Source organism: Micromonospora sp. SCSIO 07396, assembly GCF_053667945.1.
Genome location: NZ_CM132210.1, coordinates 5,688,163 through 5,714,123, shown reverse-complemented (window position 1 = coordinate 5,714,123; position 25,961 = coordinate 5,688,163). Strand labels below are relative to the sequence as shown.

The 25,961-nt window shown below is 69.0% G+C and carries 19 protein-coding genes and 1 pseudogene; 12 read left to right on the top strand and 8 right to left on the bottom strand.

Annotated elements, in window-relative coordinates:
- Positions 1-9 precede the first annotated feature (9 nt).
- Complete coding sequence (locus ACWCHM_RS24660; protein WP_454220023.1) at positions 10-1,590, top strand: fatty acid--CoA ligase; 1,581 nt, start codon at positions 10-12, stop codon at positions 1,588-1,590.
- Between the two features lie 12 nt (positions 1,591-1,602).
- Complete coding sequence (locus ACWCHM_RS24655) at positions 1,603-2,454, top strand: alpha/beta fold hydrolase (RefSeq protein ID WP_454220022.1); 852 nt, start codon at positions 1,603-1,605, stop codon at positions 2,452-2,454.
- Positions 2,455-2,973: 519 nt separating this feature from the next.
- Here ACWCHM_RS24655 and ACWCHM_RS24650 read toward each other — a convergent pair.
- A complete protein-coding gene (locus ACWCHM_RS24650) occupies positions 2,974-4,236 on the bottom strand; it encodes an ATP-binding protein (RefSeq protein ID WP_454220021.1) in 1,263 nt (420 codons plus the stop codon).
- 795 nt (positions 4,237-5,031) lie between these two features.
- On the opposite strand from ACWCHM_RS24650, the gene ACWCHM_RS24645 reads away from it, so the two are divergent.
- Positions 5,032-5,583: an integrase core domain-containing protein gene (locus tag ACWCHM_RS24645; RefSeq protein WP_454220020.1), complete on the top strand. Its 552-nt coding sequence runs from the start codon at positions 5,032-5,034 to the stop codon at positions 5,581-5,583.
- Positions 5,584-5,615: 32 nt separating this feature from the next.
- Entirely contained in the window at positions 5,616-6,461 is an 846-nt protein-coding gene (locus tag ACWCHM_RS24640) for an IS5 family transposase (protein ID WP_454220019.1), read from the top strand.
- Here the strand turns inward: ACWCHM_RS24640 and ACWCHM_RS24635 are convergent.
- Positions 6,361-9,420 carry a hypothetical protein gene (locus ACWCHM_RS24635; protein WP_454220017.1) on the bottom strand — a complete coding sequence of 1,020 codons (3,060 nt, stop codon included), beginning with the start codon at positions 9,418-9,420 and terminating at the stop codon, positions 6,361-6,363. The two genes, ACWCHM_RS24640 and ACWCHM_RS24635, sit on opposite strands and share 101 nt — an antisense overlap.
- Before the next feature lie 170 nt (positions 9,421-9,590).
- A pseudogene (locus tag ACWCHM_RS24630) lies at positions 9,591-10,240 on the bottom strand (IS5 family transposase).
- Between the two features lie 477 nt (positions 10,241-10,717).
- On the opposite strand from ACWCHM_RS24630, the gene ACWCHM_RS24625 reads away from it, so the two are divergent.
- Positions 10,718-11,941 carry a TIR domain-containing protein gene (locus ACWCHM_RS24625; protein ID WP_454220016.1) on the top strand — a complete coding sequence of 408 codons (1,224 nt, stop codon included), beginning with the start codon at positions 10,718-10,720 and terminating at the stop codon, positions 11,939-11,941.
- Positions 11,942-11,955: 14 nt separating this feature from the next.
- Positions 11,956-12,801, top strand: a complete 846-nt coding sequence (locus tag ACWCHM_RS24620) for a hypothetical protein (RefSeq protein ID WP_454220015.1) — start codon at positions 11,956-11,958, stop codon at positions 12,799-12,801.
- A gap of 255 nt (positions 12,802-13,056) precedes the next feature.
- On the opposite strand, the gene ACWCHM_RS24615 is transcribed toward ACWCHM_RS24620, so the two are convergent.
- Entirely contained in the window at positions 13,057-13,740 is a 684-nt protein-coding gene (locus tag ACWCHM_RS24615) for a hypothetical protein (protein WP_454220014.1), read from the bottom strand.
- 1,520 nt (positions 13,741-15,260) lie between these two features.
- On the bottom strand, positions 15,261-15,797 hold the full coding sequence (locus tag ACWCHM_RS24610; RefSeq protein WP_454220012.1) for an IS1096 element passenger TnpR family protein: 537 nt from the start codon (positions 15,795-15,797) through the stop codon (positions 15,261-15,263).
- Positions 15,798-16,046: 249 nt separating this feature from the next.
- Between ACWCHM_RS24610 and ACWCHM_RS24605 the strand changes: the two genes are divergently transcribed.
- From ACWCHM_RS24605 to ACWCHM_RS24585, 5 genes are all read left to right on the top strand, one after another.
- Positions 16,047-16,271, top strand: a complete 225-nt coding sequence (locus ACWCHM_RS24605) for a helix-turn-helix domain-containing protein (protein WP_454220011.1) — start codon at positions 16,047-16,049, stop codon at positions 16,269-16,271.
- A gap of 175 nt (positions 16,272-16,446) precedes the next feature.
- Positions 16,447-17,907, top strand: coding sequence for a tyrosine-type recombinase/integrase (locus ACWCHM_RS24600; RefSeq protein ID WP_454220010.1), 1,461 nt, complete (start codon positions 16,447-16,449; stop codon positions 17,905-17,907).
- Positions 17,908-17,960: 53 nt separating this feature from the next.
- Positions 17,961-18,656, top strand: coding sequence for a pentapeptide repeat-containing protein (locus ACWCHM_RS24595; protein WP_454220009.1), 696 nt, complete (start codon positions 17,961-17,963; stop codon positions 18,654-18,656).
- Positions 18,657-18,812: 156 nt separating this feature from the next.
- Positions 18,813-19,514 (top strand): hypothetical protein, encoded by a 702-nt coding sequence (locus tag ACWCHM_RS24590; RefSeq protein WP_454220007.1) that lies wholly within the window; start codon positions 18,813-18,815, stop codon positions 19,512-19,514.
- The gene (locus tag ACWCHM_RS24585; protein WP_454220005.1) at positions 19,511-20,629 is read left to right on the top strand and encodes an XRE family transcriptional regulator; all 1,119 of its coding nucleotides are present in this window, start codon (positions 19,511-19,513) and stop codon (positions 20,627-20,629) included. Before ACWCHM_RS24590 ends, ACWCHM_RS24585 begins: the two co-directional genes overlap by 4 nt.
- A gap of 50 nt (positions 20,630-20,679) precedes the next feature.
- Here ACWCHM_RS24585 and ACWCHM_RS24580 read toward each other — a convergent pair whose 3' ends face one another.
- Positions 20,680-21,510, bottom strand: a complete 831-nt coding sequence (locus ACWCHM_RS24580) for a hypothetical protein (RefSeq protein WP_454220003.1) — start codon at positions 21,508-21,510, stop codon at positions 20,680-20,682.
- Positions 21,511-22,363: 853 nt separating this feature from the next.
- Here ACWCHM_RS24580 and ACWCHM_RS24575 point away from each other — a divergent pair.
- Entirely contained in the window at positions 22,364-23,749 is a 1,386-nt protein-coding gene (locus ACWCHM_RS24575; RefSeq protein ID WP_454220002.1) for a UDP-N-acetylmuramoyl-tripeptide--D-alanyl-D-alanine ligase, read from the top strand.
- A gap of 519 nt (positions 23,750-24,268) precedes the next feature.
- Here ACWCHM_RS24575 and ACWCHM_RS24570 read toward each other — a convergent pair.
- Together ACWCHM_RS24570 and ACWCHM_RS24565 are read right to left on the bottom strand one after the other, a co-directional pair.
- Positions 24,269-24,946 carry a GOLPH3/VPS74 family protein gene (locus ACWCHM_RS24570; protein WP_454220001.1) on the bottom strand — a complete coding sequence of 226 codons (678 nt, stop codon included), beginning with the start codon at positions 24,944-24,946 and terminating at the stop codon, positions 24,269-24,271.
- Entirely contained in the window at positions 24,943-25,959 is a 1,017-nt protein-coding gene (locus ACWCHM_RS24565; protein WP_454223181.1) for an acetamidase/formamidase family protein, read from the bottom strand. Before ACWCHM_RS24565 ends, ACWCHM_RS24570 begins: the two co-directional genes overlap by 4 nt.
- Between the last annotated feature and the right edge of the window lie 2 nt (positions 25,960-25,961).

Here is a 25,961-nt window from a genome sequence, read left to right as displayed (position 1 = left end):
GCTGATGGGATGCCACAGATGCACTACCCGAACCTCAAGACAGTCGTCGACACCGCGACCTTTCACGCCGAGCGGCATCCGGACCGTGTCGCCATCGAATGCGAGGGTCGCGAGGTCACCTTCGCGCAACTGCACCGGGGAAGCAACAGGTCGGCCCGCGCGATTCTCGCGGCCGGCGTGACACCCGGATCACGGGTCGGCTACCTGGGCAAGGAGTCGGAGTACTACTACGAGATCGTCTTCGCCTGCGCGAAGAGCGGGGCCGTGCTCGTGCCGATCAACTGGCGGCTGACGCCGACGGAGATCGAGCACATCCTGCGCGACTCGGGCACGGAGCTTCTCTTCACCGAACGCGAGTTCCGCGCCACCGCGCTCGACCTCCAGCGGGAGCAGAATCAGCTACGGCTCGTGGTCGACATGGACGGCGAGGGCGAGTTGGGTGCGGGTTTCCGGGCCTGGACCGCGGAGCACTCCGCCGACGACCTGGACACCTCGGTCCAGCCCGAGGACCCGATCGTGCAGCTCTACACCAGCGGCACCACGGGCCTTCCGAAGGGCGTCGTGCTGCCGCACCGCAGCTTCTTCCGGATCAACGACCTGTTGGTCGAGAACGACCTGGACTGGCTGGACTGGCGGTCGGACGACAAGAGCCTGATCGGCATCCCGGGTTTCCACGTCGCCGGCCTCTGGTGGGCGTTGCAGGCGCTCAACGCGGGCGTCACCAGCGTGGCCATGCGTCGCTTCCTGAGCACGGAGGCGGCCACCCTGATCCGCGAGTCGGGAATCACCACGACCCTGGTGGTTCCGGCGATGTTGCAGATGATCCTGGCTGAGCCCCGGGTCGGGTCGGACGACTTCGCCAGCCTGCGCAAGGTCGCCTACGGGGGCTCGCCGATCTCCGAGAGCCTGCTGCGGCAGAGCCTGGATGCGATGGGCTGTGAGTTCGTCCAGCTCTACGGTCTCACCGAGACCGGGAACTGCGCGGTGTGCCTGCCGGCGGCCGAGCATGTTCCGGGCAGCCCACGTATGCGGGCCGCCGGCCGCCCGATGCCCGGCGTCGACCTGAGGGTGGTCGACGCGGACGGTGTCGAGGTGCCGCAAGGCGAGGTGGGAGAGATCTGGCTGCGCACCCCGGCGATCATGATCGAGTACTGGGGCCTCAAGGAGGCGACCGACGAGGTCTTCGTGGACGGGTGGTTCCGCACCGGTGACGCCGGATACCTCGACCAGGACGGCTATCTCTACATTTCCGACCGGATCAAGGACACGATCATTGTGGCCGGGGAGAACGTCTACCCCGCCGAGGTCGAGAATGCGTTGTGCAAGCATCCCGCAGTCGCGGAGGCGGCGGTGATCGGCGTCCCCGACGAGCGCTGGGGTGAGGCGGTCCGGGCCTTTGTGGTACTACGCCCAGGTCAGCAGGCGACGCCGCGTGAGTTGATGTTGTCGTTGAAGGGGCTGATCTCCGACTTCAAGATTCCTGCCCAGTACGATATCATCGACAAAGTCCCCCGTAACCCCAGTGGCAAGATTCTGCGTCGGATCCTCCGGGACCAGTTCTGGGCGCATGTGGACCGCAACGTCAACTGAATTGAGATTCCTATGAGCATCGCCCTCTCCACGGTGAAGGCCGGGCTGCGGGTCGCCTCGGTGGTCGCACCGGGTCTCGCCGGGAAGTGGACGTTCGCACTGTTCTGCAAGCTCCGCACCCCGTCGCGGGTGCGCCCCAACGAGGCCGAGGTCCACGCCCAGGCCCAGGTGGAGAGCATCGAGTACAACGGTCGGCGGGTCGTCACCTACCAGTGGGGGGACGGCACCAAGCCCGTCCTGGTGGTCCACGGTTGGGAGTCCCGCGGCTCGCGGTACGCACCGCTGGTGGCGGAGCTGCTCGCCCGCGGATACAGCGCGGTCACCTTCGACGCACCCGGTAACGGCGACTCCGAGGGAAATCGCACCACGCTGCTGGAGTACGCGGACATCATCGAGAAACTGTACGAGCGGCATGGCCCCTTCCAGGCGGCCGTCGCCCACTCGTTCGGGTCGTTGGCGCTCTTCCACGCCATGCGCAAAGGGGTCAAGGTCGACCGCGTGGTGACGGTGAACGCCGTGTGCGACTTCGACTACCTGGTCCACCGGTTCAGCGAGGAACTCGGTTTGTCCGAGCGCCTGAGGAAGGATCTGAGCCGCCGGTTCGAGGGCCTGTTCCCGCAGGAGCAGGACATCTATCGCCGTTTCTCCGTCCCGTACGAGGCGGACCGGGTGACCGGTCCGGTGCTGGTGATCCACGACGAGGATGACCGTCGGATCGAGATGTCGCAGGCCAAGAAGATCGCCGCGGCCTTCCCCGGCCAGTCTCGGATGATCACCACTCAGGGCTTCGGACACAGCAAGATCCTCACCGACCCCAAGACGCTGACGGCCATCGCGGACTTCGTGTCAGAATCCACCGTCTGACCGCACCCGCCTGTCGTCCTCCCGGCTGGCGCGCGCCCGGCGGGTCTGTACCCGCCGGGGCGCGGTCAATCGTGACGATCGGGTACGGCTCCGGCCAACTACCTTGTGAGCGGCTCACGCAGTGCCGTGACGACCCGGTACTGCAACGGCAATTGTCAGGGATAACCGTGTCGTCGGTGGTGACAGGTCCGGGCCTGGCGTCGGCGGCGTCTGCGCCATGGCCGGGCGAACGGGGGTCCGGGTGACGTGGGTAGACGTGGGCCACTCCCTGCCACCCCGGGTGAACCCGCAGGTCGCTAGACTAGGCGCTCGCGCCCTCGTAGCTCAGGGGATAGAGCATCGGTTTCCTAAGACTGGCCTCCACCGGTGTCCGCAGGCCGATGACCTGCGGATTTCCTGTCGTCCCCGTTACGTGCCGGCCGCTTCGCGGGCTCGCTGCGATCGCTTGCCGAAGATCAGCTGACCAGCGCTTGGGTCGTCGGTGGCCAGAAACGGCTGAGGAGCAGCCTGGGAGCGAGGTCAGTCTGCTGTCGGGGCGGGAGCCTGCCACAGGGTACTGACCGGCATGGCGCGGAGCCTGTCGCCGAACGGCAGCGTGGCGGTGCCGGTATAGAGGACGATGCCGGCGATGAAGTCGTCGCCGAGGCGCTCGGCGAGCCGGCGTAGCCCGCGGAAGTCGTCGGGTCCGACGGTGCTGGCTGCCTTGACTTCGATCCCGACCACCTGACCAGCTCGGTTCTCGAGCACCGCGTCGACTTCGTACCTGCTCTGGTCGCGGTAGTGGGACAGGTCGACGGGCTGCTCGGACCAGGTGAGCTGGCGGGACAGTTCGGACAGGACGAATGATTCGAGCAGCGGGCCGAACGGTGCGCCCGGCCGGAGCAGCGCCCGGGCGTCGGTCGCGATCTCGTTGGCGGCGATACCCGAGTCGACGAAGATCAGTTTTGACGCGGCGGTGGCCCGGGTGCCCAGGTTGCGGGACCAGCCCGGGATCCGCTTGATCAGGAAGATCTCTTCCAGTGCCTGGAGGTAGCGAGCGATCGTCGGTCGACTGAGCCCGAGGGCTGATTCGAGGGAGTTGGCGGCGATGATGGTCGCGGACCTGGCCGCAAGCAGACGTACCAGTTTGCGTAGCTCGCCCTTGTGCTGGATGTCGGACAGTTGCCGGACGTCGCGGTCGATGAGCGCCTGGACGTAGGCGTCGAGGAACCGTTGGCGGCGGCGCGGGTCGGTACGGGTGGTGGCCTCGGGTAGGCCGCCGCGCACTATCCTGGCCGCGTAGTCGGCGCGGGTCACCTCCGACTCGTGTCGCAGGTCCTGACCGAGCGTGAAGACGGCGTCGATGAATCCGTCCGGCTCAGCGTCGAGTTCTCCCTGGGAGAACGGCCAGAGTTCCACGGTCTCCATCCGGCCGGGCAACGCGTCCGGGGCGGCAACCATGCCGAACAACCGTGACGAGCCGGTGAGCAGATACCGGCCCGGACGAGGGTCCTCGTCGACTGCTGCCTTGATGGCCAGCAGTAGTTCCGGAGCGCGTTGGATCTCGTCGATGACCAGGAGTTCGGAGGAGTCTACGAACCCGACCGGGTCGGCGATCGCCGCCGCCCGGTCCTGCGCCCGATCAAGATCGCGGCGCTCGGCCAGACGATCGCCGGCAACGAGGCGAACCAGGGTGCTCTTGCCTGCTTGGCGTGCTCCGCTGATCAAGACGACGCGGGTGTCCTCCAGGGCAGCGTCGACCTGCGCGGCGGCGCGGCGGGGGATCAGATGTGGTGTGGGCACGGCATCATCATAACGGCCGCGTTTTCGATCTGCGAGGATCTAGGCTTTCGATCTGCGGCACAAGGTGCGTTCGGTACGCGGTCATCTGGTGTTCGATCTGCGGGCCACGCGGTCGAGCCGGTTCGTGGAACGGTCCACGGCTACGTCGCGTTGTTGTGTGTCGCGGCGAGTTCGGGGAAGGCGTGCCCTCCGGTGGCGACGCCGAAGGCAGTTGTACAGACGGGGCGTCGTTGATCTTCGATGACGTGAGCGGCGTGTGCTCGCCAGCGGATGCCAACCCGGGTCATCCGGTGCCGACGCGGGCCACCGCAGCCGCTCGTGGTCGCGAACGGGGGTTCGTGTGCTCGGGCTGTGGTCCTGGGCTGGGCGAACGGGGGGTCCGGGTGCTGCGGGTGAGCCTGGACCACTCCCTGCCACCCCAGGTGAACCCGCAGGTCGCTAGACTAGGCGCTCGCGCCCTCGTAGCTCAGGGGATAGAGCATCGGTTTCCTAAGACGGTCGCCTATCTTTATCTGAAGCCCGCAGCCTGCAGGCATAGGTTATTTCGGCACGCTGCCAGGTCGCGAAAGTATGTTGCTGTGCTCGCTTGTCAAAGATCAGCAAAATCGGCGTACTTCCTTTTCTGGATGGTGCCCGCCCTGAATAAAATCCCGTTGCCGGCTTACCGGATGGTCAGCATCGTGCGAGGGGCCCAGGCGGCGGCCAGGGCCCGGCAAAGTCGGGGGTGCCGGGCTTGAGGTGGTTGGTTTAGACGCGCCCTTGCTGGTGGTAGGAGGGCGGGCACGACCGGTTCAGATGATCATTGAGGTTCCTACGCCTTATCGATCGTCCGAAGTGAGCTATGCCCGCTTTGCCATCATCGCTGATCTCGTCCGTGTTCGACGCACCGGCTGTCACCGTGCACGAAGCCGCTGCTGGGCTGCCCGCTGCGTTGACAGGTCTGCCGGATCCTCGCGACCGTCGCGTCGTCCGGCACCGGTTGACCGTGGTGGTGACCGCAGTGGTCTGTGCCGTGGTGGCCGGGCTGCTGGGTACAGCGAGGCCTGGTTCAAGACGTTGAAGTACGCGCCAGTCTTCCCGGACCGGTTCGCGTCCCTCGGCCAGGCGCGGACGTTCATGAACGACTTCGTGACCTGGTACAACTACGCCCACCGGCACTCCGGGATCGGCCTGCACACCTCCGCCGACGTCCACCACGGCCGTCACCACACCGTCCGCGCTGGCCGCGAGGACACCATCGCCGCAGCCCGCATGGCACACCCGGAACGGTTCGGCACCACCCGGCCCGTGCCCAAGATCCTCGACCTGCCCAAACAAGTCTGGATCAACAAGCCCGAACCGCACTGACAAGCCGCTTAAATCCCGTTGGCCTCAATCCCTTGACACGTTCCGGTCGGGCGGTCGTCGACGGCATCCTGTACGTGGTTCGTACCGGGTGCGAGTGGCGGTGCCTGCCGGTGGACTTCCCGCCCTGGCAGACCGCGTACTCCCACTTCCAGCGGTGGAACCGGCGGGGTGTGACCGATCGGATCCTCACCGAGCTGCGGGAGCAGGTCCGTCTGGCCCATGACCGGGCGGCCGAGCCGACAGCGGGGATCATCGACTCCCAGAGCGTGCGGGCTGCCGACACCGTGCACCGCGACACCCGTGGCTACGACGGCGGGAAGAAGGTCAACGGCCGCAAGCGGTTCATCGTCACCGACACCCTGGGCCTGCTGGTCACCGTATGGGTCCTGGCCGCCTCCTGGCAGGACCGCGACGGCGCGAAGGGCGCCCTGCTCGCCCCGTATGCGGCGACCCCGATCCGGCACGTGTTCGCCGACTCCGGGTTTGCCGGAGGTCTGGTCGACTGGGCCCGTGACATGCTGGGCACCACCCTGGAGATCGTGCGTAAGCTCGCCGACCAGCAAGGGTTCATCGTGCACCGTCGCCGCTGGGTGGTGGAGCGGACCCTGGCCTGGCTCACCGCCCACCGTCGGCTGGCCCGCGACTACGACCCCCCGCTCCAGGTGGAGACGATCAACGAAGCCACCCGGTACCTTTCTGCGGCTCAGACGCTATCTGATCTTGCGCACCCAAAGGGCGTCGACCTCTATCTTCCGAGTCATAAGGGTCAGGAAGGGATCACCTGGGAGTGTCCGACTCGACGGCGTCCGCCGACGTTGGCGTATCGCCGCCCTGTGCGCCGCGTGGGGACGGCGAGGTGCCGGCTGGTCCGGGGGTGACCGATGGTGCGGGCGAGGCGGGCCCTGTGCTGCCCGTTGTCGCGGGCCCCGACGATGGATCGCTGCCCGGGCATGTCTGTTGGTACGGCCATTCCGGCAGGTACTGCCGCCACTCCGATGCACTCAGGTTCCGACCGGCAAGGCGGCAGGCCCGGTCGAGAAGCTGTGCTGGCTCGACCGTGTACCGCGCGAAAGTACCGTCGGGAACGCCGACGAGTAGCAGACGTCCGGAGTCGGTCCAGGCGATATCGGGTAGGTCAGCACAACCGTTCTCGACGCTCTCCGTACCCGGGATAGTGGCCACGACCTGGAAGGTCGCCGAGTCGATGATGCCGGTCGGGCAGGACGAGGCGACAAAGGTCCGGCGGTCGGGCGCGGGATACCATCGCCCCTGGGCATTGCCGTAGAACGTCTCCCCGTCGGCGCGTAGGGTGGCGGGGTCGAGAAGGGTGGCAATCTGCTTGCTGTACAGGATCAGTTTGCTACCGTCGGGGGTGAACCCGAGCGCCCCGGACTCGTCCGTGGCCTGGCCGATCCGGGCAAGCAGAGTGAGGCTGTCGCCTGTGGCGAGGGTCGCGACGGCACCTGGCCCCTTGCGGTTGAAATCGTTGAAGGTCCGCAGCGCGAGCACGGTCCCGTCCGGATTCGTTGCCAGCACGCCGTCGAAGAGTTGGTCCGCGCCACCGCCCCGGAGGGTGAGCGGCGATGGGACCGTGACGAACCGGCCGGTGTCGAGCGTCACCATCACCAGATTGCCGCTCCTGGACCCTTTGCTCGCGTAGAACATGAGTGCCCCTGCCCGGGCGAAGACTGGTCGCACCTTCGCCGCGATCGGCGGTAGCGACCGATGCCGCACCTTACCGGTCGCCACGTCGACGATTCGGCCGTCCCAGGTAACGACGGTACGCCCGTCCGGGGTGAGGACGCCGCCCTCGCCGGAGGTCACGGTCCGGAGGCCGCCGCCCTTCGCGTCGGCGATCCCGAGACCATCGGAGGTGTGTACGAGTAGCCGCTCCCCCTCGACAGCGGCCGAGAGTGGATAGACGGGCTTGAGGTCTTGAGCGCCTGCGAACAGTACCTCGGCCTCTCCGCTCTCGGTCGCGACGAGCAGCTTCGCCCCGTCGGGGGCGGACCACAGTCCGGCGATGGTCGTCGGTGCCAGAAGGGGTGTACCGACATTGTCGCCTGGGCTGCCTTGGGAACGGGTGAACAGCTGACCGGGTGCCCCGTCGACACCACCACTGGTGGCCGCGACGATGTCGGTGCCGCCTGGCAGGAAGGCGGCTCCGCGCGGGACATAGTACTCGAACGTAGTGGCACGCCAGAGTGACCTGCCGCTGGCGGTTTCGACGACCTCGGCGATCTCGAGGTTCGGCTGCCCGTCCGAATCCTGCCGAGTGGGCGGTACCAGGATCAGTCGTGTGCCGTCGGGTGAGATGGCGGTGACCTGGCGACCCGCCAGTGCCCAGGAGCCGGTCGCACTGAGGGTTCGCGTGTCTACGACGGTTGCCCGGCCCCCAGACTGTACGATCGCGACTGGAGCGGCCGATGCGACCCGGACGGTACCGCCGCCGGTCGCCACCCGACCTTGCTGTTGCACCCCCCTGGCTGCGACGAGGGCCAGCCGGCCCTCCGCGTCCAGGCTCAACACGGTGCCCGGCCCGGCGGCCGCCACGGCGACGGTACGGCCACCATGGGGGTAGGCGCCGGGGAGGGCGGTGCCCGTCGTCGCGTCCACTGCCCGCAGCCCGCTCTGGGTGGATACGACGATAGTCGTGTCGTCGGCGAAGGCCACACCGGTGGCCGACGGGACCGCCACCGGCACGGGCGCGGTGCCCGGCAGCGCGGTCAGCCGCAGGGTCCCGCTACCGTCCAGCGTCGCCACTCGGTCGGCCGAGGAATTGAAGGCTGCTGCGGTGACTCCCCTGCGGTGCCCGACGATCCGCGCCTGGACATCCTTCTCCTGTGGGCCTCCGAGCACCTCGCCCGTCTGGGTCAACTCGAAGAGTGCACCGGTCGCTGCGGTGGTCGGCGACAGGTGGTATGCCTGCGCGGCCAGGAGATAGCGCAGCGAACCATCGGTGCCCTGATTGGTGCGGCTCAGGGCCGCCAGGCGCAAGCTGGTCGCGATCCGCGCCCGCTGCTCGGCTACGGCGCGCTGCTTCCGGGCCTCCCTCTCGTTCAGTCGGGCCTCCCTCGCGTTCAGCACGGCGAGCGTCGCCGCGATCGTCAAGAACACGGTTAGTACCGCCAGGGCGATGACGGCGGCGTTGCGCAGCCGCCGGGTCTTGCGTTCCTGCCGGACCGCCTCGCTGTCCAGGTCCTCCTTCGGCCGTCCGTGCAGCGGCGCGGCGAGTTCGAGTAGTTGCTCGCGGAACTGGGCCTGGGTGGTGAGGGTCTGTGGGGTGAGGTCCGGGAGTTTCTCGATCCAGCGCATGTCGATGAACCGGGGCTCGCTGCTGAACTTGCCCCTGAGTACCGGATGGGCGGCATTCCCGGCCGCTGTGACGTCGAGGTCGTCGAGCGCATTGTCCCAGCGCCACTCGCCGCCCGTGACCACGATCATTATTCGCTCGGGGCCTTTTGTCCGGAGCCACCGTTCCAGTTCCATGCCGACCCATCTGGACTCTGCTGAGCCGGGCGAGGCTAAATAAATTAACCAGTCGCAGTTATCCATGACAGCGCAGAGTCTGGGCCAGAGCAGTGGATTCGCGTCCAGGCTGCTCATGTCTCGGAAGATCTCCAGCGCACGTAGTTTGTTCCACGGTTTGGCCAAGCGCTGGAGTCCGCGCTCGATGGCGTGAGCGATAGGCCTGTCATGCTCGTCCACCCGATAAGAGATGAAGGCCGCATAGCGCTTTCCGAGCGCAACCTTCGCCGCTGCGCTACGGGTTTTAGCCTCAACTTCGGCCGGTGTGGGTAGCGAACTGGGCTTATCCACGGGTTCAATGTCAACCATCTACGGCCTACCGGATCGGGAGAGGGGAAGCAGTCCGGGACAGCAGGATGGGTCGGTCCGGCTGTCTCTTGCGGAGACTATCAACGGGTTTTCGGGAGATCCCCCAGCGTGCGCAAACCCGACAGTTTTCAGAGGACGTCTGATTCACGTATTTTGTGCGTGTTGTGGCTCTAGGGTTCTCGCCGGGTTGGAGTGTTTTCGGCGGTAAGGCGTTTGGTGAGGTTGCCGATCATGGTGGGGGTGATCATGCTGGCGGAGTTGTCGGGCCGGGTTTCGTAGTCGCGGACGAGTCGGCGGTGGTGCATGGGTGCGTTCGACGACCCATCGCCGTTTGACCACGCTGAAGCCCTTGATGTGGGGGTCTTTGGTGACGATCTCGACATCGACGCCGAGTTGGGCGCCGTGTTCGACGACGCGGGTTTGAATCCGGCGTCGGCCCAGGCCTTGGTCAGGGTGTGGGTAACTGGCAGTGGCGCGGTCGAGCAGGTCCACGCCGATGGCGTTTGTTGCTGGAGCTGGCGGCGGTGAGGAATAGGCCGAGGGTGTCGGTAGGGATGCCGCGTTTGCGGCCGAGGATTATCGCGGCGTCGGTGTCCTGTGTGGAAAACGGGACGTTGGTGGAGGTTTTCACGCTCCGGCTGTCCATGATGGAGGTTCTGGGTTTGGTGGTGCGGCCGTGGTGGTCGCGGAGGTCGTGGGTGGGGGCGCGGCCGTTGACGCCGTCGTCGGTGCGGGCCTGTCGCCAGGCGGTCAGGCGGGGCACGATCAGGGCCCGCCGGGCGTCGGGCAGGTCGGACGGATAGGGCCGCGGTTCGGTCATGATCCATGCGTACGGTGTTCGGGTGCTGCCTTGATGGACGTCATGTCCGCCGATGCCGACGAAAGTGAACCAGACATGATCGCGGGACGAAATGCTCCGATTCTGGTCGGTGGCGAGCCGGATGGAATGCGTCTATTGCAGAACAGGCCGGGCATCTCGTACTGCTGAGACCGAGGCGTAAATCGGTCACTACTGCCGCTGCGAAGCCCCTCCGTCGCTGCTCGCGTACGAGACGACGACGTTGACCTGGTCGAGCCCATTTACTCCGCCCCCGCCCGGTGGTCGAGGCACCCACGCTGCGCTCGATATGTCACGACCGTGCCACCGATCGGTGGGATGGGCGGAGCGTCATTCCCATGGCAGGGTCGATGTCAGGTCGGTCCGACGGTCGGCGCGGACCGACCGAACGGATCGATGATCCACGTGGACTGGCAGGATCATGTCTACATCGGATAAACAGGAGCAGTGCTGCCGCCCGTGCTCGAGATCTACGTCGTCTGGCACGACGGCGATATTGAGGGTGAGGAGATCGCCCGCCAAATCGTGGACCACTTCCAAGGCGACGCGTACACCGGATTGATCGGTGGTGCGGTGTCGGTCTTCGTCCGGTCGCAGGGCTGGCGCGGCGACGGCGACGCGCCTCGACCAATCCCGCTGACTGCCGATCCGGATCGGAAGGGTCCGGAACCGGCCGCCTTCGTCGCGGTGGTGCCCCTGCTCGGTCCGGCCCTGGCCCGAGCCTGCCAGGGCGCACACACGCCCTGGCACGAGTACCTGGAGACCGTGGTCGCCGGGCAGCGGGCCGCCCCCGCGCAGGTCGGCGTCTTCCCGGTGGTACTGGCCGAACATGCGGTCCGCCGTACCCGTCTCGGCGCGCTTCTCGACGGCCACCAGCGCCTCGACACCGCAGGCTTGCCCGGCGAGTCTCCGGCTGAGCGCCGCTGCCGGGACCTCAGCCAGGCTCTCGCCCAGTTGGTCCGCGGGGCCGGCGACCGGGCGCTGACAGTCTTCGTCAGCCACAGCCGCCACGGTGCTCCAGACGACGGGCAACGGGCGGCGAACCTCGTCCGGCGGGTCCGCGAGTTGATCGCCGACACGCGCCTCGACCAATTCTTCGACGCCCACAGCATCCAAGCCGGATCGGACTGGGCCCAGGTGCTGCGGGACAAGGCCCACCGCAGCGCCCTGCTGGCGGTACGCGGTGACCACTACTCGGCCCGCAAGTGGTGTCAGGAGGAGGTGCACCTGGCCAAGTGCGCCGGAGTGCCCATCGTCGTCCTCGACGACCTGCGGGTCAGCGACGACCGGGGCAGTTTCCTCATGGACCACGTGCCACGGGTTCGGGTCGCCCCCGAGCAGCCGGACGCCGGGATCCGGCGCGGCCTGTGCAAACTAATCGACGAGTGCCTTAGCAGCGCGCTGTGGCAGTGGCAGCGTCAGATCGCGGGGCGGCACTGGCCGGACCTGACGGTGGACTGGTGGGCACCCCGCTCGCCGGAGGCCGCTACGTTCGCCGACTGGCTACACCGCGCTCGCTCCGGCCGACCAGCGGCGGCCGGTGCTACCGTCCGGGTACTGCACCCGGAACCGCCGCTCGGGCCGCAGGAGAGCCTCGTCCTCGATCAGATGGCTCGGGCCGCAGGCTTCGACGGCGGGGTCGACCTGCTGACCCCGCGGATGCTCGACGCGCGGCGTGGCTGACGATGGAGGCTTCGATGACCAGCCTGTTGCCCAGGGACTCGCTGGCCGGCGTACGGGTCGGGCTCTCCTCGTCCGACAGCCCGGACCTGGGTCGGCTCGGCCTCCTGCCCAGCCACTTCCGCCTCGCGCTGGCCGAGATCGCCCGGACCGTGCTGATAGGCGGCGGCAGCCTCGCGTATGGCGGGCACCTCGACTCGGACGGGCACACCAGCTTCCTGCTGCGGGAGGTGCAGCGCTATGGGCCGCTCGACGAGCCGCCGCTGCTGATTTGCCTCGCCTGGCAGAACCACCGCCGGATGCCTCTGCCGGAGCTGCGGCGGTTGTGCCGCGACGCCGCCTTGTACGCCACCGTCGTCTGCCTTGACCCCAACGGCGAGGAGGTCGACCCGGCGCAAGGCCGTGGTGACGATCCCGCGCCGGTGGCCGAGTCCGAGCGGGCACCGGCGCTCACCGCCATGCGGGCCTGGTTAGCAGAGCGGGTCGACGGCCGGGTGATCATCGGTGGGAGGCGGGCCGGTTTTAGTGGACGGATGCCCGGCCTCTTTGAGGAGGCGCTACTTGCGGTGCGGTGCCGCACGCCGCTCTATCTGGTCGGCGGCTTTGGCGGTGCCACCTGGGACCTCGTCCGCACCTTCGGTCTCGGCGACCCAGACTTCATCCCGGTGGTGGCGTCGGCCGACGCCACCACCGACCCACGCTACCGCAACGCCCTCGACCTCCTCGGGGGCGGCTCCGCATCGGTGCCCGACAACGGCCTGAGTGTCGAGGAGAACCGGCGGCTAAGCGAGACGCATCGGCCGGGTGAGATTGCCGGTCTGGTCGGCCTAGGGCTCGGGCGGCTCAACGTCGGCCGCCGCTGAACGCCGAGCCCGAAGGACGCCTCGTGGCAGACGTCGGTGCCGCCATGGATGACTTCCTTCAGCCCCATCAGAGCAGATCGAAAGCCTCCGAGCGACCGGGGAACCTCAGTAGCCCGCATTGCCGGCGAACAGTTGTGCGCGGTCCTTACCGCGATGATCGAGATGGCTTGCATGGGGTACGTAGACGACGACCGCTGGCCCTCGCGCACGCCCGGGCGCGGTCGGCCCGCGTGCGACAGGTGGGCGGCAGGCCCGTCAGGCGTCTTCGTGCACCGCGCCGCCGAGCAGCGCCTCCGGCCGTGCCACCCCGGCCAGCTTGCCGAAGCTCTGCACGTATGCGGTTAGCCGCTGCTGGACCCGGGCCAGTTCGGCCCGGCATGCTGCGTCGTTGGGCCAGTCGCTCTCGTCGGCGTCCGGGTGGGCGAGCTCCCAGGCCCGTAGGGCGGGGTGCCAGCGGGACAGGAAGGGGCGCAGCTCCAAGTTGAGCATCGCGATGCCCAACTGCTCCACCGTCGGCTCCGGTCCGGTCTGCACACCCGGGTGAGCCTCCTTCAGCAGGTCCCGGGTGACGGCGAAGAGCCCGTACAACGAGGTGAGGGCCTCGCGCATCCGGCCGTCACCGGGACCGAGCGCCTGCGTGGAGACCCGGGTGGCCGTCTCCACGAACAGCTTCCACGCCACCTGCTGGCCGTCGCGGGTCACGGCGAAGCGCAGCTCACTGAACTGCGGGACGGTCACGGTGATCTCGGTCAGCCGGACACTACGGGCGTACGCGTGCACGACCAGCCCACCCACCAGCCCGGCTGTCGCGCCAACTAGTACAAACAGCTCCGGCCCCTTCAACCGGAGGCCTTGGTAGATCAGCCAGCCAGCAGCCGCGCCGGCCAGCAGGCCGGTGAAACCGCGCGTCCACCGGCTCCGTACCCAGCCCTCGCCCACGTCCCGGCTCTCCCTGCTTGCGTTGCGCCACGTCACACGCGTCCGGACCCGAGTATGGCACGCGATGGCTGTATGTCCTTTAAGGATGTAAGGGTTTGTTCGTCGTCGGCGGGGCTGAGGTAGCCGAGTGTGGAGTGGCGTCGTCGGTGGTTGTAGGAGGCGATCCACCGGAAGCGTCACGGCGGGCGTCGGTTTCGGTGGCCCACCGTCGTTGTTCGACGTCGAGTTCACGCTTGAGCGACGCGAAGAACCTTCGGCTGGGGCGTTGTCGAAGGCGAGCCGATCCGCCCCATCGAGCGTTGGATGCCGTGCCGTTGGCAGACATCGGCGAAGGTGAGCGACCAGGTTGGGTCACGTCCGCGCTGGTGGTGTAAGAGACGGCCATCGCGTGATCCGGTCTGATGCTGTGCGGCGATTGTGTCAACGGCCAATTAGATCTCGATTGAGGCCGCGTCGGTGTGGTCGGTGTCGTGCCGGCCTCTGTCAGAGTCCCTGTCGCGGCGCGGTGACATCTGTCAGCGTGGGCTCCGCCATGACGGCGGACCTCTGACAGAAGTCGACCCAGGAAGACATTGCGCCCCGACGAGCTGATAGACCTTTGACAATGAGGCTCCTGTGCCCGCCCTTGCTTTGCTGCGGGCTGGATGCTCTCGCCGAGGGGACCGACACACGTCAGCATTAGCAATGGTCATCGGACTGATCGCTGACAGAACGACCCTGAACTGCGAGTTGACACGCGGAGCTGCGGCACCCCCGCGAGCAGGTGATGCGTCGGTACCGATGGCTTGATCTTGGACATCGCGGATGGTTGAACGGCTATCTCCGTCGGCAGCTCCGACAACGTCTACTGCCAGGCGCTCGTCAGGCTCGTGAGCGTCCTTGCCAGAGCACGGAGAAGCGCTGTCAGGGCACCGGTCTCTGTCAGAGGCGGTGTCGCGGCGCGGTCACACCTGTCAGCGCGGGCTCTGCCAGGATGGCGGACCTCTGACAGAAGTCGACCCTGGATAACAAGTGACAGCTTCACGACGACTGTCATGAGCTACGCCGAGGGCTGGAGGGCTGACAGCCCGGCCAACCGGCGACCCCACCGGTCCTGAGCTCTGAGCGGCCGAGTGGCGGCGGGGTGTGGCGGTCGCTGGTCGGGCAGGCCGCAACACGGCGGGCCCAGTGGGCGGACTGTGAGCAGCACTGGCCAGCGTCTTTCGTCTGTTCTGTGAGGTCGCCGTGGCCTTTGTGAGCCGCTGTCAGAGGGCTGTGAGGCCGGAGAGTGTTCGCCAGAGCTGACAGAGCCCGGTTTGGGGGTGTGAGCGCATCATGGCCAGCGGTCAGCCGGTCGATGCGGATGACCTCAGCCCGCTTGGCCAGTCGCTGCAGCGATTCTCCCCTCGTCTCGCGCCGGGTTCCCATCGCTCTGTCAGGGGGCAGACAGTGGTGGGCCAGGTCTGCCGTCCGTCGGCGTCACCTACGACACGTGGCGCTGCGCGGACGTGGTGGCCGGCGACGAAGGTTGTCGGCTGTGGCTACTGCCGTCGGGGTCCCCACCAGGGCAGGATGGGCGGCAGGTCGGCCAGGGGATTGCTGGGTTGTCTCGGCGCGGCGGACCCGTCGTCGCCGTCCCAGCGGCGGTCGTACTGGTCCGGTAGGTCGCCCCAGCCCCGGTACGGGGTGGGCTGGGTGACCGCCAGGCCGAGTTCGTCGAGTGGGTCGATGCGGTGGTTGGCGACGGTGCACAGGTGGGCCCAGTCGTCGCCCATGTCGAACACGTAGGCGAACTGATCACCCGGGGCGAGTCGGTTCAGTGTGGTCCTGTCGCTGTCCACCGCGCCGTCCGGTGTGTCTTCCCAGGTTCGGAAGGAGCAGACCGGGGTCTGGTCGGCCAGGGTGAACAGCCGTAGGTGTGCGAGGTCCCAGCGGGCGAAGGCCAGGTCGATGGCCGTGCCCAGTTGCTCGAACGTGTGCGACCTGGCGGCGGCGATGATCCGGCCCGGCCGGGGCCAGTAGTCCTCGCCCCGCCCGGAGACGAGTTCGACCCGGATCGACAACCACGTCCTGGCCACCGTTCACCTCCCGCTGCCGCCGGCCGACCACGCTACCGCCGCGCAACGGCCCGTACCGCAGGACACGCCTCGCACCGTTCGGACCCGGCGTCCTTAGTCGCCAGGTCTATCACCATGCCACCGCGAGTTTCTTCATCAGGGAGACCGACCATGCGACCGCCACGACGAACCCGAACCGCTACATCCATCACCGGTGAGGCGTCCCGCCATGATGAGCGGCAGGCGTGGACCGCCGAGCGGATCCGCGCGTTGGGTCCGAGCACGGACCTCGCCACGGCCGCCGCCGTCCTGGGCATGTCCCGCTCGGCCGCCTACAAGCTGGCCCGCCGCGACGCGTTCCCCACGCCGCTGTACCGGGTCGGTGCCCACTACCGGGTACCGACCGCGCCGATCCTGGCCATGCTGCACCTGCCGCATCCGGCCGGTCCCGGGCCGGACGCAGGGGACGCCGACAGCGTCGGGGACCCGCCCTGACCGCCTCCGAACTGCCCTCCGGTCTCGCCGGGACCGGAGGGCGGACCCCGCCGGCCGCAGCGTCGACCCCGGCCCGGCCGGTGTCCGTCGATGACTTGATCGTCGCGGCGTGTCACGCGTGGATGTCGATCGACAAACCGATGCCGCACCACGAACCCGAGGAGCACCACAAGCTATGCCAGACGGGAGCATCTTCAAACGCTGCGGCTGCCGCCATCCCGATACCGGCAGGCCGCTGGGCAACGAGTGCCCGAAGCTGCGTCGCCCCAACCGGTCCTGGAGTTTCGAGCACGGTCACTGGACCTACCAGTTGGAACTGCCGCCGACGAGTGACGGTCGGCGTCGGCAGTTGCGCCGGTCCGGGTTGTCGACCCGCCGTGACGCCGCCGCCGAGTTGGACCACGCGCGGGCCCTGCTCGCCCTCGCGGTCCGGGACCGGGGCCGTCGTACCGAGATCGCCGACCTGTTGCAGAACTGCGTGCGGTCGGGCCGGCCGCTGCCCGAGGTGGACCGGATCCGGCAACGGCTGCGCGGTGACGGGTCGCTGGCTGACATGGTGACCGTCGGCGAGTACCTCACCGAGTGGCTCACCCACCTGACCGTCGATGACAACACCGCGTGTGGCTACGAGTCGCTCGTCCGGGTGCACCTGATCCCGCACCTCGGGGAGATCCCGCTGGACCGGCTGCGTACCGGCCACATCAGGGCCATGTTCGCCGCGATCGAACGCCGTAACCAGGAGATCCGTGCGGCGAGGGCCAGCGGCGACCCTGACGTGCGCGCGTCGGTCGTCGGTGTCCGGACCACGGGCGCGTCGACCCGGCAGCGTATCCGCGCCTGCCTGCGTAAGGCGATCAACGACGCTCTCGCCGAGGAGGTGATCGTCGGTTCCAACCCGGCCGCGCTGGTCAAGGTTCCCGGCGACCGGCCGGTACCGGTCGTGTGGGAGGCCGAACGCGTGGAGCGGTGGAGGGCCACCGGGCAGGTTCCCGGTCCGGTCATGGTGTGGACCGACGAGCAGATCGTCGCGTTCCTCGACCACGCCCGGGTGCACGCGCCCGACCTGTACCCGATGTGGCACCTCATGGCCTACCGGGGTCCCCGGCGCGGCGAGGCCTGCGGGCTGCTCGACGCCGAAGTCCGCCTCGACAGGCGTGAGCTGACGATCAACCAGCAGATCGCCACCCACGGCTACACCGCCGTACGCAAGAAGCCCAAGAGCAGGGCGGGCAACCGGGACCTCGCCCTCGACGCCGAGACGGTCAGGGTCCTCGCCGCCTACCGGGCCCGCCGCGCCCAGTGGCGCCTGGCCGCCGGTGAGACGTGGCCCGACACCGGCCTGTTCTTCGTCCGCCCCGACGGCCGGCCGTGGCATCCCAGCGGGGTCACCCAGCGGTTCCGCAGGCTCATACGCCAGGCCGGGCTCCCGCCGACCCGCCTGCACGACCTGCGGCACAGCGCGGCCACCATCGCCCTGGCCGCCGGGGTGGACATCAAGGTCGTCTCCGAACAGCTCGGCCACTCCACCACCACCCTGACCCGCGACACGTACCAGAGCGTCACCAGGGCGATGCACCACGACGCCGCCGACGCCGTCGCGGAGAAGATCCGCCGGAACCGGCCCAGAACCGCCTGACCGCCCGCGTGCCGCCGTCGGCGGTCTCCACCTACTGGGCTAGCGTGCGCGGCATGGTCGCCCGTTCGTCCGCTCGTGGTGCCGCCCAGTGGCGGGCTCCGGTGGCACCGAAACTGCCGGCGTCGCCGGACCTGACTCCCGCCGGGGACCTGACCATCGGCGACGAGGCGACGTTCGAGCGGCTGGGTCTGGGTGACCTCGACCTGTCCGGGCGGTCGGCGGACGGGGCCGAGTTCACCCGGTGCCGTCTCACCCGCACCGACCTGAGCGGTACCCGGCTGGAGGCGGCGCGGTTCACCGACTGCGTGTTCGAGGGTACGAACCTGGCGAACCTGCGGACGGACAGGTCGTCGATGCTCCGGGTACGGCTGTCCACGGCGCGGATGACGGGCCTGCAGTGGGTCAACGGGGCGCTGCGGGACGTCACGGTCTCGGACTGCCGACTCGACCTGTCGTCGTGGCGGTTCACCACCTTCGCGTACGTGGCGTTCGAGGGCTGCAACCTGACCCGGGCCGACTTCCAGCACGCGGACCTGCGCGGTGCCCGCTTCACCGACTGCGACCTGACCGGCGCGCAGTTCTCCCAGGCGGGCATGGACGGCACCCGTTTCGCCCGCTGCGACCTCACCGGGATCGGCGGCGTGACCAGCATGACCGGCGCGATCCTCGCCCACCAGGACCTCGTCGCCCTGTCCTACGCCCTCGCCGGGGCGCTCGGCGTCCGCATCGAGGACCCCGACGAGGAGTAGGCCTCTCGCACCCGAAGCCGCCTCGGAAAGGGCTGCCGGGCGTGTGTCTCTGGCGTCATCCGGTGAGGCCGCGCCGGCAGTGCCGTGTTCGACGTCGGGCGTGTCGGCTGCTTGATTTCCGCAACATCAACTGCGGTATGGACTAGATTCTGCGGCATGGGGTTGCTGGATGACGCGGTGGCGGTGCTGGACGGGCGGGGTGTGCTGGAGCCGCTGGGCGGGTTGATCCGGCAGGTGTACCGGCGGGCCGCGGACCGGCACGAGCCGGAGCTGGGTGACGACGCGATGAGTTTCGGCACGACGGTGTGGCGGAACCTGACGAACCTGGGCAAGGCGTCCTTCGACGGGGTCGACGGGGTACGGGTGCGGGTGGAGGACAACTCCCTGGAGATCCTCTGCGCCGGCTATGTGGTGCGGTTGTACTCGTTGCAGGGTGGGATCGAGTCGATCCGGTGGGAGGGCAGCGAGGCCCGCCTCGGCGGGGCGGTGGAGAACAGCCGCGACGGGCAGTTGGCCTTCGACGACGCCGAGCAGTTCCCGGAGGTCTTCGCCGGTGTCGTGCCCCCGAAGCGGCACCTGCGGGTCGCGCACACCAGTGACATCACCACGGGCGAGGCGACGGCCTATCTCGGGTTGCCCCGTGACAACCGTGAGGGTGGGTCGCCGTGGTTCGAGGTGACGCTGTGGTTCGGTGACGCCGTCACGGTGGGGACGCCGCTGCCGATCGTCGGTGACCCGGTCGGGGTGCCGGTGCAGCGCCACGACGAGCTGCCCGTGCCGGAGCTGCCGCTCGGGACTTTGCGGCCCGCTGGCGGCTCCGGTCGTACCCTCGGTGCTGTTGCCGGCCGACGGGCGTGACGGGCGGGGTTCGCCCGCCGGTGCCGGTCACCGTGGCCGTGGCGGGGTTCGAGCCGCATGCGCTGGGGTTGGCGCGTAGGTGGCGGCGGATGCGGAAGAACGAGTTGGCCCGGCAGGTCGGGGTGACGGCGGCGGCGGTCAGCCAGTACGAGTTGGGGCAGGCCCGCCCGTCGGCGGCGGTGCTGGCGCGGTTGGCGTTGGCGTTGGCGATGCCTGTGGAGTTCTTCGCCGCCGGTGTCCCGGCTCCGGCGTCGCCGGGGCGGGCGCACTTCCGTAGCCTGCGGGCCACCAGCCAGGCGGAGCGGGACCAGGCGGAGGCGTTCGGTGAGGTCGCCTGGCGGGTCGTCGAGGTCGTGGGTCGGCAGTTGCGGCTGCCGGAGTTGCGGCTGCCGCAGCTCGACTGGCCGGAACCGGCGCGGGCCGAGGACGTCCGCACGGTCGCCGCGGCGGCACGTGCGGAGTTCGGGCTCGACGACGGGCCGGTGCCGCACATGGTACGGCTGCTGGAGGCGCACGGCGTGATCGTGTTGTCCCTGCCGGACGCCTCCGAACGGGTCGACGCGTTCTCACACTGGTACGGCCAGCGGCCGTTCGTCTTCCTCAACCCGGCCAAGGACGACAAGGCCCGTTCCCGGATGGACGCCGCCCACGAACTCGGCCACCTCCTGCTGCACCACGACGCCGAGCCGGGCAGCCAACTCCTGGAACGGGAGGCCACCGCCTTCGCCTCCGAGTTCCTCGCCCCCAGCACCACCCTCGCCGCCGAGCTTCCCGTCCGGCTGGACTTCGACCGGCTGCACGAGCTGAAACGCCGCTGGGGCATCAGCCTGAAAGCCCTCGTCTACCGGGGACACGACCTCGGCGTCTACCGGGACCACACCTACCGACGCGGGATGAGCCTGCTCGCCCAGTGGGGCCACCCCGAACCCGGCGACCTCGGCCCCCGCGAACAACCCTCCCTCCTCGGCAAGGCCGTCGACCTCCTCAACCAGCAGCACACGACCATCGAGGACCTCGCCGCGCAGGCAGGCCTACCGGCAACCCTCGCCCGCACCGTGATCGACGCCGCCACCGAACACCTCCCCGAACTACGACTCACCCCGACCGGCCCCTGATCGGAGCCGGGACCCTCCCGGCCAGGGCGATCCCTCTCGGGGTGCATCGCTTACTCAGGCGGCGCTGGGTGTTCGACGTGGTGGCTGTCCCAGACCCACTGGTCGTCGCCGTGGTTCACCAGGGTGCTGCACCGGTAACGCAGCAGGTCCACGTCCGTGCTCCGGTCCGGGCCGCCGGGATGCGGAGGCGTCGGGTCCAGCGCCGCATCCGCGTTGTAGACGAGCCGGTCGGCCAGCCGGTAGTCACGGCGGAACCCCGTGCGCCACTGCGAGTTGCTGCCCCAACCGTGCGACGGGTCAGCCACCTGCCGGTACCGCCGCCGCCACGCCCAGTACAACGTCGAGGTCGCGGTGAGCGCGGGATCCAGGTGGTCGGCGCCGGCGCGGACGCTCACGCCGCCGCGCATGAGCAGCAGCGACCCGACGAGACAACCCGGCCACCACTGCCCGGCCAGCACCGGCGGCGCCTGCGGATCGTCCGCTGGCTCGACCTCGACGATCTCGTGCAGGAACGGATGGAACCCTTCCCCGGCTGGCGACGTGCCGCCGATCGCGGCGATGAACCGCCGGTACGCCGAAGCCGGAAGCCAGTCCGTGGGGTCGCCGGGATCGGTGGCGGGCGGCTGGCTGGGCAGGATCAGCAACTCCAGCACCCTGCTCACCGCGTACAACGTCCACAGGTCCTCGTGCGCCAACGCGACGGCGGCCATCCTCGGCTCACCGACCTGCCGCAACGCCGCCAGGATCGACGAGTGGGTGGCAACCCACGGGTCGAGGACGTCCCGATCCCATGCGCTGCCGCTGTAGTCGAGGGTCGGCTCGAACAGGCCGAACCTGACCTCCTGCCACGCGCCGTCCGGAAACACCATCTCGGCTCTCACGACCGCCAGTCTCCCGACCGCTCGGAAGCGCGTCGAGCGAGATCCGACCGCCCCACCTCCGCAGGCGGCCGAACCCGCCGACCGGGCTCGATAGAAACACCGGGTAGGGGGTGGACCGGATTCCCGGCTCGACGCATGGGTCCCCACATCAGCGGTCTTGGCGTCCTGGGCTCGATGGGCAAGCCGAGTGGCGGGAACAGGGAGTTGCGCGACGTTCCTCCTGGGCAGGAAGAGGTTCCCTCCCGATCGGGAGGGTGTCTGGACCGGGTGGGGACGGCACGGAGGGCCTGTCAGGGGGTGTGTGCAGCACTGACAGCCCTGGTCAGCACTGTGCCGGGCATGTCCGGCGGTCACGGCTGACGATCCCGGGAACGAGCCGGTGCGCGACCCGGTCGACGCCACCGCCTGACAGTGAGTCCTCAATGCCGCTCGATTCTCGGACGGGAGCGGCATTCGTCGGGCTGCGGCGGAGCTTCTCGACGAGGTCGCCGACGCCGCAGGGGCCCTGGCCCAACACCTCGCGTACGCCGTCATCAGGCGCACTGGACCGCTGACCTTGCTGCTCACCACGCCGAGTCCCCGCCGCCACGTTCATCGTCGCCGGTGGGCAGGCTGGCGGCATGCTGCCAGTCCGAACTGCGGCACGACCACACCAAGGGCAGTCAAGAGGTGCGTTGTCGGAGTTTGTCGGAGTCGAACTCCGACAAACTCCCAACGTCGTCGGTCCGCGAATCGCGAGACGCGGTGCCGGCCTCCCGAGCTGGTGTTTCGGGTGCCAGCTGCGGCCGGCGGCCTGTGTCCGGATCTGCGACTGGTCCATATCCTCGGGCGGTAGGTTCTCGGTGTGCTTGCGATGACTCTGGGAGAGATCGCCGCCGCCGTGGGCGGAACGGTGCGGGACGGGTCTGATGAGGTGACGGTCACGGCGCCTGTGGTGTTCGACAGCCGGCGGATCGAGCCGGGTGGGATGTTCGTCGCGCTGCCCGGTGAGCGGGTCGACGGCCATGACTACGCCGCGCGGGCGGTGGAGGCGGGCGCGGTGGCGGTCCTGGCGTCCCGGCAGGTGGGTGTCCCCGCTGTCGTCGTCGACGACGTGCCCACCGCGTACGGCCGGCTGGCCCGCACGGTCGTCGACCGCCTGCCGGACACGACGGTGATCGGGGTGACCGGGTCGGTGGGGAAGACGTCGACCAAGGACATTCTGGCGCAGGTGTTGTCGGCGTTCGGGGAGACGGTCGCGAACCGGGCGTCGAACAACAACGAGCTCGGCCTGCCGTACACGGTCACCCGCGCCACCGCCGACACCCGCTACCTGGTGCTGGAGATGGGCGCCCGGGGTGTCGGGCACGTGGCCTACCTGACCCGGCTCGCCCCGCCGTCGGTGAGTGTCGTGACGCGGGTCGGACACGCGCACCTGGGTGAGTTCGGGTCGGTGGAGAACATCGCGCTCGCCAAGGGCGAGATCGTGGAGGCGTTGCCGGGTGAGGGCGGGTTGGCGGTGCTCAACGGCGACGATCCGCTCGTGGCCGGCATGGCCACCCGCACCCGGGCGAGGGTCCTCACCTACGGCATCGACGGGCCGGCTGACGTACGGGCCGAGGACGTGACGGTCGACGAGCTGGGCCGCGCGGCGTTCCGGCTCGTCCACGAGGGGCAGGCCGCGCAGGTGCGGCTGCGCCTGTACGGGCTGCACCAGGCGTCCAACGCGCTGGCCGCCGCCACCGTCTCCCTGGGCCTCGGGCACCCGATCGGGGCGGTGGCCGAGGCGCTGTCGCGGGCCGAGGCGGTGTCACCGGGACGGATGCAGGTCACCACCCGCCCGGACGGGGTGACGATCATCAACGACGCCTACAACGCGGCACCGGATGCCATGCGGGCGGCACTACGGGCCCTGTCGACGATGACCGGTGGGGAGCGGCGGGCGGTCGCGGTGCTGGGTGAGATGGCCGAACTGGGTGAACACGCCGCCCAGGTGCACCGGGAGATCGGCCGGCAGGTCGTCGAGGTCGGCGCGGGTTGGCTGGTCGCGATCGGTGGGGCGGACGCCTCCCACTACGCCGCCGGTGCCGACGGTGGCGCGACGGTGGTCGACCGGGCGGCCGACGTGGCGGCGGCGTGGGAGTTGCTGCGTGACGGGCTGCGTCCGGGCGATGTCGTACTGGTCAAGGCCGCCAACAGCGCCGGGCTCCTGACGCTTGCCGACAAGCTGGTCGAGGAGCCCGGCGCTGTCACGGCGTGAGGGTCAGGCGGACAGCAGCACCTCGGACCGGCTGCCGAGGCTGTCCATGATCACCGATCCGTAGCCGGTCAGGTCGCCGAAGGCCAGTACCCGGGGTGACCGGACGGCGGGAACACCACGATCACCCGTCCGCTGACCAAGGCATGCAAAATTTCTGCCGGCGCGGGTGTGAATCGGCGCGCGGCCTGAAACACGTCCTGGGCCGGTTCGCCCCTGCTGATTGCTGCGACGGCACCGATGAGCACTCACAGCGAGACGATCAACACGGCCCTTCGACGTGGTTGTCCGAGGTCATCCGGCGGCCACCGTTGCGATGGCATCCACAGCCGGCGGGATCATGGCCGGCTGTGTGTGAGGGATGGGCTGGCTGACGGGGACGCGTGGGCGGCCAAGGCGGACCTCGGATCGGCGGGGGCGCTGGTGCGGCAGCCAGCGAGGAGGACGGTGCCGAGCAGGCCTACCGCCAGGTGAGCAGGGAGCCGGGGTGGCCATCACGGTAGCGGGGTTCCCTTCTGGTGGTTAGCGATAGGTGGCGGTGGCGAGGTCGCCGACTGCGGCGTCGACGGCGGCGGTGATGTCGCGGACAGGGCGCAGGTGTTGGTGGGCGATGGCGCGCAGGTGGGTGGTGAGGACGGTGGTGTTGTCCGGGAGGAAGAGGTGAGGGGTGAGGTGCAGGGCGACCACGAGTCCGGCGAGGGCGGCGGTGTGATTGTCGGGTTGTTCGCGGCCGTCGGCGAGGTAACGGAGTCGGGCGCGGGCGATGACGGGCCATCGGGTTTGGGTGGGCAGGTAGGTGTCGGCGCGGATGAGTCCGGCGAGTCGGCGGCGGCTGGTGTGTCGCAGGATCCCTGCGGCGTGCAGGCCGGCGCGGGTGCGTTCATAAAGGTCGTCGGCGAACCCGCGTAGCCAGTGGCGCAGGGGTGGGGCGGGTCGGGCGTGGCGGAGGCTGGTGAGGGCGGTGTCGGCGATGAGGTCGCCGACGGGCCGGTCGATGTGCATCTTGACCCTCTGCTCGCCAGCGAGGTGGTCGTCGTTGTCGAGGATGGTTCGGCCGGCGAGGACGAGGTCGATGAGGACAGCGCCAGCGAGGCCGAGGGCCAGGGCTTGGCGGTGGATGTGTGGTTGGCCGGTGTCGTCGTTGTGGGCGAGCAGGTACAGCTCGTCGCGTAGCGGCAGCCCGGGGACCGGAGTGGTCATGGCCGCTCCTGGGTGAGGTGGCGGAGCCGGGCATGGACGCCGTGGTAGGCGGGCTGGGGGCGGGGTAGGTGGGTTTTGTCGATGGCGGCCAAAATCGTGTAGTTGGGGTCGCAGACGTTGCCGATCGGTGCCCGGCCGGCCTGGGAGATGAGTTGGTAGGCGTCGAGCGTGTCCAGACGGCACAGGTCGGCGGTCCAGGTGGTGAGATCCTGGTGGGCGATGCGGTAGGCGTCTTCGAGCGGTCGGGCGCAGCCGACGGACATGAGGGCGGTGTCGGTTTCCAGCCGCGGCCAGGTGGTGGGCAGGTCACCCTTGATGACGTCGACGGCGAGGGTGGTGACGGTGGCGATCTCCACGGCGACGCCGCAGGCTTCGCCGTGTCCTTGGCGGGCGTGTCCGTCGCCCAGGGCGAGGAGAGCGCCGTGGACGTTGACGCCGAGGTAGAGGGTGGTGCCGGCGCGGAGTTCGGGGGTGTCGAGGTTCCCGCCGTGCTGGTCCGGGACGATCGTGGCCCGGGCTTCCATCGCGGCGGGGGCGACGCCGATCGTGCCGATCATCGGATCCAGCGGAAGGTCAACGCTGTGGTCGCTGGTGGTTGCCCGGTACCGCACGATCCCGGCCGACGGGTCGATGTCGTAGACCCATACGCGTTCGTCGAGGGGTGGTTGGAGGGTGGTGGTGTGCGGGGTCGAGGTCAGCGCCCCGAAGTAGGGGAACGTCGCGGACACGCCCCAGTCGCGGGCGGGTTCGATCGCGGCGATGTGGACGGCCAGGGTGTCACCGGGCTCGGCGTCCTCGATGAAGAACGGTCCCGACACCGGATTCAGGTACGGCATCGCGCACACCTGCGAAGGCAGATCCGCCGGTCCGCGTACCCGACCGCCGAAGCAGTCCTCGGTGTGCACGGTGAACACGTCACCGGAGCGCACGTGCGCCACCGGGATCCGGCCGCCGAAGGTGTAGGCCAGCTCGTCACGCGCCGGCCGATAGGTGAAGTGGCTGCGGTTAGACATCG

Bases quoted from the DNA above. Each gene is read 5' to 3' on its own strand.
- ACWCHM_RS24570 (WP_454220001.1), bottom strand. From the start codon at position 24,946: ATGACCACTCCGGTCCCCGGGCTGCCGCTACGCGACGAGCTGTACCTG.
- ACWCHM_RS24565 (WP_454223181.1), bottom strand. From the start codon at position 25,959: ATGTCTAACCGCAGCCACTTCACCTATCGGCCGGCGCGTGACGAGCTG.
- ACWCHM_RS24635 (WP_454220017.1), bottom strand. From the start codon at position 9,420: ATGGTTGACATTGAACCCGTGGATAAGCCCAGTTCGCTACCCACACCG.
- ACWCHM_RS24590 (WP_454220007.1), top strand. From the start codon at position 18,813: ATGGGGTTGCTGGATGACGCGGTGGCGGTGCTGGACGGGCGGGGTGTG.
- ACWCHM_RS24645 (WP_454220020.1), top strand. From the start codon at position 5,032: ATGATCATTGAGGTTCCTACGCCTTATCGATCGTCCGAAGTGAGCTAT.
- ACWCHM_RS24575 (WP_454220002.1), top strand. From the start codon at position 22,364: ATGACTCTGGGAGAGATCGCCGCCGCCGTGGGCGGAACGGTGCGGGAC.
- ACWCHM_RS24655 (WP_454220022.1), top strand. From the start codon at position 1,603: ATGAGCATCGCCCTCTCCACGGTGAAGGCCGGGCTGCGGGTCGCCTCG.
- ACWCHM_RS24660 (WP_454220023.1), top strand. From the start codon at position 10: ATGCCACAGATGCACTACCCGAACCTCAAGACAGTCGTCGACACCGCG.
- ACWCHM_RS24620 (WP_454220015.1), top strand. From the start codon at position 11,956: ATGACCAGCCTGTTGCCCAGGGACTCGCTGGCCGGCGTACGGGTCGGG.
- ACWCHM_RS24595 (WP_454220009.1), top strand. From the start codon at position 17,961: ATGGTCGCCCGTTCGTCCGCTCGTGGTGCCGCCCAGTGGCGGGCTCCG.
- ACWCHM_RS24600 (WP_454220010.1), top strand. From the start codon at position 16,447: ATGCCAGACGGGAGCATCTTCAAACGCTGCGGCTGCCGCCATCCCGAT.